Annotated in this window: 13 protein-coding genes; 8 read left to right on the forward strand and 5 right to left on the reverse strand. The window is 46.8% G+C overall.

Annotated features, from left to right (window positions below):
• Nucleotides 1-135: 135 nt before the first annotated feature.
• Entirely contained in the window at nt 136-735 is a 600-nt protein-coding gene (locus ABT58_RS01660; protein ID WP_047872626.1) for a GTP cyclohydrolase II, read from the reverse strand.
• 318 nt (nt 736-1053) lie between these two features.
• On the reverse strand, nt 1054-1386 hold the full coding sequence (locus tag ABT58_RS01665; RefSeq protein WP_047872627.1) for a hypothetical protein: 333 nt from the start codon (nt 1384-1386) through the stop codon (nt 1054-1056).
• A gap of 357 nt (nt 1387-1743) precedes the next feature.
• On the opposite strand from ABT58_RS01665, the gene ABT58_RS01670 reads away from it, so the two are divergent.
• On the forward strand, nt 1744-2649 hold the full coding sequence (locus ABT58_RS01670) for a manganese-dependent inorganic pyrophosphatase (RefSeq protein WP_047872628.1): 906 nt from the start codon (nt 1744-1746) through the stop codon (nt 2647-2649).
• Nucleotides 2650-2714: 65 nt separating this feature from the next.
• Here the strand turns inward: ABT58_RS01670 and ABT58_RS01675 are convergent, their stop codons facing one another.
• Complete coding sequence (locus ABT58_RS01675) at nt 2715-3818, reverse strand: patatin-like phospholipase family protein (RefSeq protein ID WP_229821584.1); 1104 nt, start codon at nt 3816-3818, stop codon at nt 2715-2717.
• Nucleotides 3819-4010: 192 nt separating this feature from the next.
• Nucleotides 4011-4100 carry a cytochrome bd-I oxidase subunit CydH gene (cydH, locus tag ABT58_RS24540; protein ID WP_107205029.1) on the reverse strand — a complete coding sequence of 30 codons (90 nt, stop codon included), beginning with the start codon at nt 4098-4100 and terminating at the stop codon, nt 4011-4013.
• 149 nt (nt 4101-4249) lie between these two features.
• Between cydH and ABT58_RS01680 the strand changes: the two genes are divergently transcribed.
• From ABT58_RS01680 to panP, 6 genes are all read left to right on the forward strand, one after another.
• Entirely contained in the window at nt 4250-4840 is a 591-nt protein-coding gene (locus ABT58_RS01680; RefSeq protein ID WP_047872629.1) for a porin family protein, read from the forward strand.
• A gap of 400 nt (nt 4841-5240) precedes the next feature.
• Nucleotides 5241-6728, forward strand: coding sequence for a sodium-dependent transporter (locus tag ABT58_RS01685; protein WP_047872630.1), 1488 nt, complete (start codon nt 5241-5243; stop codon nt 6726-6728).
• On the forward strand, nt 6725-6823 hold the full coding sequence (locus tag ABT58_RS23925; protein ID WP_107205030.1) for a MetS family NSS transporter small subunit: 99 nt from the start codon (nt 6725-6727) through the stop codon (nt 6821-6823). The genes ABT58_RS01685 and ABT58_RS23925 overlap by 4 nt, the downstream gene beginning before the upstream one ends.
• A gap of 333 nt (nt 6824-7156) precedes the next feature.
• A complete protein-coding gene (locus tag ABT58_RS01690) occupies nt 7157-7684 on the forward strand; it encodes a hypothetical protein (RefSeq protein ID WP_047872631.1) in 528 nt (175 codons plus the stop codon).
• Between the two features lie 64 nt (nt 7685-7748).
• On the forward strand, nt 7749-8744 hold the full coding sequence (locus ABT58_RS01695; RefSeq protein ID WP_047872632.1) for a DUF2860 domain-containing protein: 996 nt from the start codon (nt 7749-7751) through the stop codon (nt 8742-8744).
• Nucleotides 8745-8818: 74 nt separating this feature from the next.
• Complete coding sequence (gene panP, locus ABT58_RS01700) at nt 8819-10480, forward strand: pyridoxal-dependent aspartate 1-decarboxylase PanP (protein ID WP_047872633.1); 1662 nt, start codon at nt 8819-8821, stop codon at nt 10478-10480.
• Nucleotides 10481-11185: 705 nt separating this feature from the next.
• Here the strand turns inward: panP and torR are convergent.
• Complete coding sequence (gene torR, locus ABT58_RS01705; RefSeq protein WP_047872634.1) at nt 11186-11899, reverse strand: two-component system response regulator TorR; 714 nt, start codon at nt 11897-11899, stop codon at nt 11186-11188.
• 200 nt (nt 11900-12099) lie between these two features.
• Between torR and torC the strand changes: the two genes are divergently transcribed.
• On the forward strand, nt 12100-13266 hold the full coding sequence (torC, locus tag ABT58_RS01710; protein WP_047872635.1) for a pentaheme c-type cytochrome TorC: 1167 nt from the start codon (nt 12100-12102) through the stop codon (nt 13264-13266).
• The last annotated feature ends 27 nt before the right edge of the window (nt 13267-13293 follow it).

A 13293-nucleotide genomic window follows, 5' to 3' on the forward strand; every position in this document is an offset into this window, starting at 1 on the left:
CACGATTGTTTATTATCAATTCCATTAGAAAAACTAATCAATAAACTGATCGCATATCGGGGGAGAGAAACCTTCAGGCACAAAAAAGCCCCGCAACCGCGAGGCTTATTAATGCTGTTGCACTAGGCAGATAGCTTAATCAAAGTGAAAACGGTGCTTACCGTGGCTCGCTTTGGTTTTCAGATAATTTTCATTACCTTCTTTTACGTGTGCTTTGGTGCCGACCACTTCTGTGATCACAATGCCTAGCTCTTCAAGCTCACGGATTTTCTTCGGGTTGTTCGTGATCAAGCGAATCGCATCAATACCCAATGCTTTTAGCATCAGCGCCGCTTCACTGAATTCACGCAGATCATCACCAAAACCCAGATGATTATTGGCTTCATAGGTATTCATACCCTGGCTTTGAAGCTCATAAGCATCGATTTTGTTATACAGACCAATGCCGCGACCTTCCTGGCGAAGGTACAACAATACACCGCCTTGTTGACCCATTTTTTCAATGGTTTCATCCAACTGCTCACCGCAGTCACAGCGAGACGAATGGAACACATCGCCAGTCAAACATTCTGAATGCATACGGACCAATGGCGGCTCTGCACGTTGATCAGCACCTTGGAAAATCAATGCGACATGCTCTTTACCTGATTCCAACCCATTGAAGGAAAGCAGATCGGCCGCAATGTCACTTCTCTGGCCGACTTTAAAAGGCACTCTTGCCCTTACATTTACCATGTTGTTCCTAAGTACTTCTACAGCCAAGCAGTCAATGCACTCGTCATCGGTTAACGCTCGTTAACACCATGACAGAGGCAAACCATCAGGCTCAAACTCAATACACCCCATTCTACTCACAGCAGATTGTGCTGTCATACGCAAAATGGACTCGTTGCTATGGTCAGTTGACGCGCAATGATATCTAAAATTATGACACTAAAACAGTCCAATCACAGGGAATGCCTGTTTCGCTATACTTGACCTGTTTACTGCGCCATTATTGTTACAATATAACATTAAAAACGCAATGCAAAAATGTCACTCTTTCCTGTTTCCTTACGGACGATAAAACTGTTGGGCCTTTTTGGTTTGAAAGCAACACATTGACGCTAAAGTAAAACACACAACACCGGTCATGATCGCTGCCATACGCAACCAATCTTGTCCCAGCATCAGGCGCATCATCACCATGTCATAGGTCACTACCAGCCAGCCTATCGCCATTACTAACAGCAAGCCACTCATTAAACGCGGGATCACCCGATGGCGGATCACTAACAGCAGCGGACTCATCACAAACAGCGCAACCGGCAACAACGCCCCCATACGCAAAAAATGCGCGGCAAAGACCCAGCTACTCAATACCACGGGCATCATTCGCCACCACATATTCCCTCCTTACTTTGTGATTATGCTTCATTTGTTACACACCGCCTCTCTACGGCATTTGTATAACAAGCATTATATATACACCTTATTTACCACTATGCCCAGTCACAGAACGGCCATTTTTATGGCACAAAGAACACTTCATCCCTATCCAGAGAGCGTTCCATTCGGTGATTTTTGTCATCTGTCGATGATGAAATAAGCAACCAATGTTTTTTTATTCGGTGGTAATTGTTATTTTTGCAAGAAGCTCTAAAATTGCGCGGTAAAATTCCTGCCCTTCTCTGGTTTACCAGACAGGATTAATTCATTGATCAGGCTGCTCTATGCGGCCTGCGACGCAGTAAAGGAAACGACATGATTCAAGTAGTTGGTCATAAAAACCCAGATAGCGACAGCATCTGCTCTGCACTAGTTGGCGCAGAACTTCTAAAAGCACGCGGCCTAGAAGCGAAAGCGGTTCGTCAAGGCGAACTAAACCGTGAAACTCAGCACATCCTAGCGCAAGCGGGTGTTGAGCAGCCTGAAATGTGTACTGGCGTAGCTGGCGAGAAAATCTGGCTGGTTGACTACTCTGACCTAGCACAAGGTCCAGACGACATCGCTGACGCAGAAATCATGGGTATCGTTGACCACCACCGTCTAGGTGATGTAACCACCGTTAACCCACTAGAAGCATGGATCTGGCCTGTTGGTTGTACTTGTACCATCATGTTCAACCTGTTCAAGATGGAAAACGCAGAAATCACTCGCCCACTAGCGGTACTGATGATGTCTGCAATCCTAAGCGACACTGTTGGTTTCGCTTCTCCAACTTGCACACAGAAAGACAAAGACGCTGTTGCTGAACTAGCGGTTATCGCTGACGTACAAGATCTTGATGCATTCATCAAAGATCTTCTGATCGCGAAAACTGACATCGAAGGTCTATCTGCAGCACAACTTGTTGAGAAAGATCTTAAAGCTTACCCATTCAACAACCGTGACGTTGTTGTAGGCCAGATCGAACTTGCTACTCTTGAGCAAGTTGACGGCATGATCGACGCACTAGAAGCGGATCTACAGCGTCGTTGTGACGAAGAAGGTCTAGCAATGGCTGCGCTAATGCTGACTGACATCACTACAAGCACAACTCGCCTACTTTACAAAGGTGAGTGGAATGCAACGCTTGATCAGTACGCTGAAAACGGCATGCTGATGATGCAAGACACGCTAAGCCGTAAGAAGCAAGGCTGGCCTTGGCTACAAACTGTATTGGCATAATCGTCTATACCGTTTCAAGCTAACGAAAAAAGGAACGCACTGGCGTTCCTTTTTTATTTCTGCTCTCATCCCTGCCGCAATGAGGTTGTCGCATTAAGCATGTCGGCAAAATGATTCACAAACTCACGACCAACCATTTTCCCTTCGCGATAATCCACTTCCAGATCGTCTTTATCACTGAGCAATGCGCGGCTACGCAGACTTTTCTCCGGTGCGATTTGAATCACCTTCAGTCCTGCGGGCGGTGACAGCATAAAATCATGTGCTTGTTGATATGTCAGATAATAATGATTCAACATGTCGATGATTTCGCGGCTTTTGCTGTGACCCGTCAATGCCAGAAATCGCTCCACATTTTGCGCAGAAAGCAGTCGCCATCCCCAGGACTTGTCTGCCGATGTGCTGTCTTGCGCCATTGGGCTTTCGCTATCTGACTCATTCCAGGTCTGCTTCCACAAATCGAACTTACTGGTCAATTCAGTATGCAGCCCCCGTACACGTTCAATCGAGGTATTCCAACCGTAGCGTTCAATGTAATCGGGTAACACCGTCTCTATCTTCTGGCGCCAATCATTAAACGGACTACTTTCATCCGGCATTGCGGGTTCGGTTCTCACCACCACCACCAAATCGGCCCCTCGGTACCACGCCTCTTTCACCGGAACCGCTGCACTCACCCCGCCATCGACCCAATCCAGATCATCAACAATCACCGGCTCGTTATAGATCACCGGAATCGCACAACTGGCACGCAACACTTCACACCAGTTGGCCTGGTACATGGGCATGTAACTATCTTGCAAAGTATCTTTTCGGGTTGCGCATGCATAGGCTTCACGTTGCTGCAGCACTCGCCTTGCGGTGAAGACATCCAATGGGAGCGCCCCATGAGGTCTCACCGCCTCTAACGCCCAGTCCAGATTCATCGACTGCTGTTTACTGAGGTAATGGTAAAGGCTGAAAAATTCGTTTCGCGTGGTGTAATCCACAATGAATTGGTAGCCGAAACGGGGTTGTCGGCTAATAAACGATGAGAGATTGAGGGCACCGGCGGAGGTGCCGATATAAAGTTCAAACGGGTCAAACCCCGCTTCAAGGAAAGCGTCAAACACGCCAGCGGTAAAAATGCCTCGTTGCCCACCACCTTGGACGACGAGGGCAATTTTCATGCGCCGCGCGGCACGTATCTGGTGTGAAAAGTGGCTGATCTGTGACAGATCAACCTCTTTTAAACTAAACGGCAAATGATTCATCATAGACCTGTCTCACCCACAATTGAGTTTTACTGCTGACAGAATACCGTCCCTAGCTGAACCGAACTGGAATTATTTGACGACTTTACATCACGTTAAGGTGGTCACTTACATCGTGACGGAAATAAGACCGAAACTCATAATGACGACCATTACTGCGACTGCTGCAACAAGTGCTAATTTTAGATTATATTCCATGTTACCCCCTTACCGCTGACAACCATTAACAAATTGTTAACTCTATTTTAGGGAGACTTCAAGATTCTGGCTATTAAAAAAGCACTAATATCAGAATGATGTCACACTTGATATGCGTTAAGTTCCATTAGGGCTTTTGGGGAATACATATGAAATTAGGACACATTGCGGTGCTGGTAGGCGGTCTGCTTACCTGTGGTGCAGCTTGGGCTGAAAGCACCGTATATATCACACCATATCTGGGTTACAGTTTTTCTAACTCCGTAACCGATGAAAATGATATTAAGATTGATACAGACAACGATGCCCATTATGCACTGGGACTGGAAACCGATCTGTACAATGGGCGTGCAGGCTTATACATCAGCCATCAACCTAACACCGTAGAAGGTTTTGGTGACGGCTCATTCACCTACACTCACTTCCAAAGCTCATTGCGCTTCGAAACGTTTGAACGTCTAGATACGTATTTCGGGGCCAGTATGGGTGCCACCATTGTCGATGCAGACTGGACGGAAAATGATCTGTTCTTCTCAGCAGGTCTGCAGGGCGGTGCAGAGTACCAGATCTCAGACAATTTTTACTTTGTGGTCGAAGCACGTTGGCTCGGCAATTTAGTCGACAGTGATACCATCACACGTTGTACGCTCCCTACTGGCACAGAGTCATGTAACATCAAAATTGACTCTAAGTGGCTGACACAGTTCCAAACCAATGTCGGGTTTACCATCGCTTTCTAGCACATCCTTTTATCCGATAGCACCCAAGGGCCAGATATACTGGCCTTTATTGTTTCTGCGCTATTCCCTTTTAGCATCTCCTACCAGAATCAGACTTTTCTTCGTGTAATTAAAAAAATATTTACACCATAAACATGCGCAAAATAGCAGCATATTTCACTCTTATAGCCGCCTGCCACTCTTTACGACACTAAACTTTATAACAAAACACTCATTAAACACTTCTGTCACGATTTTACACAAAAACACACTCTATTGATTTACATCTGCACTATAGTTACTCTCGAGCAATAAACTTGGTTTAACCTTTCAATAATATCGCCAAGTTACGTATTTTATTGGTGTTTTCATCTAGCAAACATAACTTTTACAGGGACTTGATTTACATAAGGAGATGTATATGAATCGAGAACAATGGGGCTCACGCGCAGGCTTCATCCTTGCTGCAGTGGGTTCAGCCATCGGATTGGGTAACATTTGGCGTTTCCCTTACATGGCATACGAAAACGGCGGTGGCGCATTTTTTATTCCCTACCTTTTTGCCATGATTACCGCCGGCATTCCTTTCATGATCATGGAGTTCAGCTTGGGGCATAAACTCCGTGGGGCGGCACCGCGTGCGTTTTCTAAACTTGGTACCAAATTCGAATGGCTGGGTTGGTTTCAGGTATCCATTGCGGCGATTATTGCCGTCTACTATGTGGCCATTATCGGTTGGGCGATTTCCTACCTGGGTATGGCTTTCACACAAAGCTGGGGCAGCGATACCAACGCCTTCTTCTTTAGCGAATACCTTAAACTGGGTGAGAACAGTCCTTCTCAACTGGGTAGCCTGCAATTCCACATTGCCATTCCGATGACCATTGCGTGGGCAATCACCTTTGCCGCTATCTTTACCGGGGTAAAAGGTGGCATTGAACGTGCCAGTAAGATCATGATGCCACTACTGTTTCTGATGGTATTGGGTTTCATTAGCCGCGTGGTCTTCTTGCCAGGGGCCATGGACGGTCTGAACTACCTGTTCCAGCCTGATTTCAGTAAAATTCTGGATGCGAAAGTGTGGTCAGCCGCTTATGGGCAAATCTTCTTCACGCTCAGCGTGGGCTTTGCCATCATGATTGCTTACTCCAGCTACCTGCCAAAAAAATCAGACATCAATAACAACGCCTTCATGACGGTACTGATCAACTGTGGTTTCTCCATCATGGCGGGTGTGATGATCTTTGCGGTATTGGGCTACATGGCCCAAGAACAAGCCAAGCCTATTACCGAAGTGGTATCGGCAGGTGTAGGTCTGGCGTTTGTGACCATTCCGGCGGCGATTAACTTACTCCCTGCCCCGTTTATTCTGGGTCCACTGTTTTTCTTTGCACTGGTGGTGGCCGGTTTAAGTTCCCACATTTCGATTATCGAAGCGGTGACCTCTGCCATTATCGACAAACTGAATTGGACACGTAAGAAAGCAGCGGTGGTTGTCTGTGGTTTGGGTTACCTGGTGTCGATGGCCTTTGCAACTAATGGCGGCCTGTTACTGCTGGATTTGGTGGACTACTTCATTAACAACATCGCACTGTTAGCCAGCTGTCTGATTGAAATTGCGATCATTGCCTGGCTACTGAAAGTGTCTGACATTCGCCAATACGTGAATGAGCGTTCGGAATTTAGCATCGGCAAATGGTTTGAGGTATGTCTGCGCTTCCTGAGCCCTGCCATGCTTGCAGTGATTGTCACAACGAACTTGATCAACACCTTTAATGAAGGCTATGGCGGCTATGATCACTCTGATCTGCTAATGCTCGGCTGGGGCTTGGTGGGTGCGATGTTACTCCTTGCCATCATTATCAATATCACCTCGAAGAGCCAACCCCATCAGGAGGCAAAACTATGAGTATCGGTGCCATTATCATGCTGCTGTTCGGCTTTGGGATCACATGGGGCGGTGCCGCTTACTGTATCTCTATCGCGATGAACAAAGATCAGTAACACGGAAAAGTTATTGGTTGCCTCTACGATAAAGAGGCGATAAATCACGGGAGGGGCATGTCGCCCCTCTTTTTATTGCCTCTTCTTTACCCTTGGTTTTTATTCCTTTGTCTTTATGACGCTTAACGCGAAGACAACCTCATGCCGTCGTAAATCACACCAACCCTGTCAGCGAATGTTAGCGAAGCCATAGCATTATCGTTAACAATCAAGCAATTTAGCAAAGTTTCATTTTCCTTATTGCAATCATCCCGTTACAATCTTCAGCAGATGACTCTCAGCGTCTCGATATCGTGCTTTGCGTCTCCCACTATTTTCAAGCAAGGATCTGCCATGAAGTTAGCTGCATTCATACTCACCGTCACCACACTTTCAAGCTCTGCATTCGCCAGCACGCCACCGAGCACAACCACACAATGTGAAAGTGATAAGTACCACCAATATGTCGATGCATCACTGAATTGGTACCAGCAACTGGTCACACTGTCTGTTGCCAAAGATCCACAACTGAAAGACGTCGGCGACTGGTTTTTAGCCGGCCGTGAGCACCACTTCCATTTCAACCGCGATGCCGTGGACTGGTATCTGGCCAATGACAAAGACAAATTACAACTGGCACTGCCGGTAGAGTCTTGGTTGAACTTAAACCAAGCCGATATCAAAGAGCTCGCGTCACAACCGACGGCACTGGGGCAAGCCGCTAAACTGGCGTTTAATGATCGCCAAAGCAAGCCACATCCGAAAAATTACGCGCTGCGCAGTGCCTTTGCTGAACTGCTGACTCACCCCGCGCAGATCGAAAAACCACTTAATGCGTACAATGAAAAAATGAATGCGATCAGCGCTATTCAGTGTCAATAATCTCGTATGACACGGTGCTGGCGGGCCTTCAATCACACGTCGCACCTCAGGGAAGGAAAAACGCATGGATAATCGTTCACTCACCACATGCTCAGTCGCGCTTATAACCTGTGTATTTGCAGCATCAGCGCAGGCAAATCAGCCAAGACCGTGGCAGCCCGGTTTCGGGTTAGATGTGTCTTTATTGGTGGGATATACCCAGAGTCACTCGCAATTTAACACTGACAATACGGTGACACCGGATCTTGACCGTAAAGGCGATAAACAAAATGGTGCGCTCATCGCCCCTTTGGGTACAGTGAGTTACACCAATGAGGCGATGGATCAGCAAATCTACTTTGGTACCAGTCGATCTGATCTGGCATTAGGACGTTTTCATGTCGAGCTCGGTTATAAATACCGTCTGTCACCGCGCAGTGCGCTCACCGTCAGTTATGTCCCGGGGTTAATGGACAGTGAAACGTGGCAGGATCCCTATCTGGCCAATCAACCCCGCGAAGAAACCGACAGTAAAATCCGTGGTTTACGTTTTCAGTATGACGGCATCATGAATAGCCCTTTCTCACTGGAAGTATCCTTTGGTTCACAAGATATTGATAACGAACAAAGTGGTACAGCCCTGTTGACGCCAGAAGAACAAGCTGAAATGCGCCGTGACAGCGACATTTATTACACCCAGCTTAGCTATTTCAAACCGCTGAATCGTGCCCAATTCTTACGTTTTGCGGGCAGTTATACCCGTCTAGATGCTAAAGGCAACGCCATGTCGAGCGACGGTTATGGTGCGGAGTTTGGTTTGATCCAAATGCTGGACAGTTCCAGCCTTGCGCTGACCTTTAGCTACGATCGCGTTAACTTTGACGGTGAGAATCCGGTCTTTGATCGCACACAGAAAGACGACCGCTGGGGTGTGTTCTTGGCCTATGAATACAATGCCCCGTTTGACTGGAAAGATTGGGGGTTTGTCTCACTTTTAGGCTATAACCAAAGTCAATCGAACATCCGTTTTTATGATGAGGACAACGTGTTGATCAGTGCCGGCATGAACTACCGATTTTAATTTTTTTCGACAGCGACAAAAAATTGAATTAAATTAGCAACAATTTGCCGATAAAGTGACACGTTATTAAGGTTATGGCAGTCGTGGATTTAAAAAAAGCGGATGCGACGCAAGCGTCTTTGCATCGCATCTTTACTGTGCCGGAAGCACCCGACTCAACATTGGGTCGTATTGAAAAAGAGATCTCTGAAAACCTCAATGTGTTTTTACAAACACACATTGCGGCCAGAGAAAAACCACTCGCAGAAATCGAAAAGGACTTCTCATCAGCAGCACTGCCAGAGAACCCCACTTTCGTTTCTGATCACACCCACTTTCTTTTAAACAAGTTAGTGGCGCAGTCGGTGCATACTTCAGCACCGACCTTCATTGGACACATGACATCAGCCCTTCCCTATTTTCTGATGCCGCTGTCTAAAATCATGATCGCACTCAACCAGAATCTGGTGAAAATTGAAACCTCCAAAGCCTTTACGCCCCTTGAGCGTCAGGTTTTAGGGATGTTGCATAACTTGATTTATGATGAGCCAGAGCCGTTTTATGATCGCTGGATGCACAGTGCCAACCACTCGTTGGGCGCATTTTGCTCCGGTGGCACCGTGGCTAACATCACCGCGTTGTGGGTTGCACGCAATAATGCCCTCAAGCCTGACGGCGCATTTCGGGGAGTTGCTCAAGAGGGCCTATTCCGTGCCATGAAACACTATGGCTACGAAGATTTAGCGGTATTAGTCTCAGAACGTGGTCATTACTCACTGAAAAAAGCCGCCGATGTACTCGGCATTGGCCGTGACAGTTTGATCCCGATAAAAACAGACAACAATAACCGTGTTGTTGTGTCAGAGATGAAGGCCAAGCTCGATGAGTTGAAGGCAAAGAATATCAAACCTTTTGCCATTATCGGGGTTGCGGGCACCACCGAAACCGGCACCATCGATCCCCTGTCAGAATTGGCCGACTTGGCACACGCCTATGGGTGCCATTTCCATGTGGATGCGGCTTGGGGTGGCGCGACACTCATGTCGAACAAGTATCGTCATTTATTGAACGGGATCGAACGGGCAGACTCAGTCACCATTGATGCGCACAAACAATTGTATGTGCCGATGGGTGCCGGCATGGTGATATTCAAAAACCCAGCCTTGATGACGGCGATTGAGCATCATGCCGAATATATTTTACGTAAAGGCTCAAAAGACTTAGGCAGCCACACGCTAGAAGGCTCGCGCAGTGGCATGGCGATGTTGTTGTACGCCAGCTTAAATATCATCAGCCGTCAGGGCTATGAAATGCTGATCAACAACAGCATCGAAAAAGCCCACTATTTTGCCGGACTGATCGATGCGCACCCTGAGTTTGAATTGGTCACCCACCCAGAGCTGTGCCTGCTGACTTACCGTTATGTACCAGCTCGTACACAGCAAGCATTAACGCTCGCGACAGCGGATGAGCGAGAAACCTTGCTGGCCGCATTGGATGACCTCACTCAGTTCATCCAAAAGCGTCAACGCGAGTCGGGTAAGTCATTTGTCTCTCGAACCCGTATCACGCCAGAGAAATGGGATCGCCGCTTAACTACAGTATTTCGTGTGGTTTTGGCCAACCCACTCACAACCGAAAACATCCTTCAAGATGTACTGGCTGAGCAGGTAGAAATTGCAAAACAAAGCATTATCAGCTCACCGCAGATCCGCACGCTGACAGACCATATTCTTACCCGCCATAATACCGAGTAATCCCCCTTCTTTTTAGCCCGGTTTAACCGGGCTTTTTTATCACTTTTGGCCACTATGATGTAAAAAGCAATCATTCTCTATAAAAATAAATGTCGCTTGAAAGAAGCAAAAAGAAGGCAAAGTGAGGGGCTAAATTGATGGCGTCTAACTCCCCATTTTAAGGGCTTTTTTTGAAGAATTTCGGCCTTTGTGGCAAGAAAAAACCGCGCCACAAGCTGTGAATAGAATATGTAAATTGAAAAAAGTATGGATTTTCAGCAACCGTGTGAGCACTGTTTCGTCAAGTGATGACCCATCAGGATGTGACTAGGGACACATTTTGTGTTCACAAGGCATTTATATCCCTTGAGAACCCGATAAATTCATTTGCCGCTTCAAATTGTTCGCTCAATTTACAACCAGCCAATTGTGCAATTAATCGGCAAACAGTATTTTCATGGGCATTTTTCGCATTCAAAAACGCGCCGATCGCTGTTCAAAATTCCAGCACGAAGACGTAAAAGTCATAAATAGACCGTAAAAATCACAAGAAATGACAAAGAAAAACGGCTAGAAACACGTTTCCGCTATTAACATCCCCTCATTTTTCTTGATCAATATCAACAAAAGCGCCGATTGGCAGATACAAAAAAGGCTGATACTCAACGAATATCAGCCTAATTATGACAAATTATGACAATCGCTCAATGGCGATTATGAGAGGAATTAATCCCCTGCAAACATGTAACCTTCACCGTGAACGGTCACAAAAATTTGCGGGTTTTTCGGGTCGACTTCCATCTTAGAACGCATGCGTCGAATCAGTACATCGATGGTACGATCGTTCGGCGCTTCAACGCGGTGGCTAAGCATATTCAGGATACGCTCACGGCTCAGAACCACGTTCGGGTGAGAAGAGAATGCCACCAACAATTCGTATTCTGCTTTGGTCAATTTCACTGGCACACCGTTGTGTGTCAGGGCTCGTTTGTTGATATCAAACTGCCAGTCACCGAAGCGAATTATGCTATCTTCTTGCATTTCTACCATGGTCTCATCACGGGCCTTTTCGACCAGAGAGATGCGCCACAGCAGGTTTTTCACGCGTACAAGCAGCTCTCGCAGCTCGAACGGCTTAGTTACATAATCATCCGCACCCATCTCTAAACCAACAATGCGATCGATGCTGTCAGTACGGCCTGTAACCAAAATAATACCCACCTCAGAACGGCTGCGTAATTCACGCGTAAGCATCAAACCGTCTTCGCCTGGTAGGTTAATATCGAGCATGACCAAATCGATTTTTTCGCTGGCCATAATCTCGCGCATCTGCGCGCCACTTTCCGCTTGGCTGACTTTATATCCTTCATTCTCGAAGTACCCGACTAGCTTAGTACGGGTAACGATTTCATCCTCAACAACAAGTACGTGGTGACTCATTTTATTCTCTTAATGTATTATTTACTGTTCTATAAAACGTTAGCATAATCGGCGGCCATTCACAATTTGTCATAATACCGAAAATCCTGTTCATCGCCACCCTTATCCTTATTCACATCGTGGAATTAAGATTACCCCATAAAAATTTATACGTCACCGTACTTTACGACTGGCTTCATTCTAATTTGGAATCTTCCACTATGAAAAAACTTTGGCAAATGTTGACTAAACCAAGCAGCAAGTACTCGATCCTTGCGCTTGTGCTAGTTGGTATTGGTATCACCTTGGCGGGTGTTCTCACTGTTCACAAGAGCTTTGAATTTGCCTCTCAAACTGAATTCTGTACGTCATGTCACACCATGCAGCAGAACTACGAAGAATATAAACAAAGCGTTCACTTCAAGAACGCTTCTGGTGTACGTGCAGAATGTGTGGACTGTCACCAGCCAAAAGACCTTCCAGGCGCAGTAATGCGTAAACTGGGTGCGTGGAAAGACGTATACCACCACTTCGTAACTGGTAAGATCGATACCCCAGAGAAATTGGAAGAACACCGTCTTGAACTGGCGCAAGTCGTTTGGGAACGCATGAAGAGCCAGAACTCAAAAACCTGTAAGAGCTGTCACTCGTACGATGCGATGGACCACTCTAAGCAGTCTGCTAAAGCTGCCTTTGAAATGAACAAAGCTGCTGCTGAAGACATGAACTGTATCGAGTGTCACAAAGGTATCGCACACGAACTGCCAAACATGGCAGGTGGCTTCCAGAAAGATTACCAAGAGCTTCAGGCGACTTCGAAGGCTCAAGGTGCAACAGCTGACGTACTTTACTCTCTAGGCGAGAAAGACCTATACGCAGTGGCTGACGCGAAGAGCAAAGCGGACGGTAAACTACTGCCTGCGTCTCAAGTGAAAGTGATTGAACGTAAAGACGGCATGCTGAAAGTTCAGATCGACGGTTGGCTAGAGAAGAGCGGTAAAGGCCGTGTAATGACTGAGTACATGGGTAAACGTGTATTCAAGGCAACTATCCGTGGTGACGTGAAAGCGACTGAACAAGTACTGGAAGAGCAAACTGACACTGCGACTAACATCGTATGGCAGCACGTTTCTGTTGAAGCATGGATCACACCAGACGACATGCTAGACAACATCCAGCCTATCTGGAACTACGCAGAAGACATGTACGGCGCAACGTGTAACGCATGTCACGCGGCACCGGCTCCAGGTCACTTCACTGCGAACGGTTGGATTTCAAGCCTGAACGCAATGAGCGCTTACTACCGTCTTAGTAAAACAGAAGAACGCACTCTGTTGAAATACCTACAGAACCACGGTAGTGACACAGGCGGCGCTGGCCATCACTAATTCCTGACGGGGTGTGGGGGGACTCCT

This window comes from Photobacterium aphoticum (genome assembly GCF_001029435.1).
GTDB classification, from domain to species: domain Bacteria; phylum Pseudomonadota; class Gammaproteobacteria; order Enterobacterales; family Vibrionaceae; genus Photobacterium; species Photobacterium aphoticum.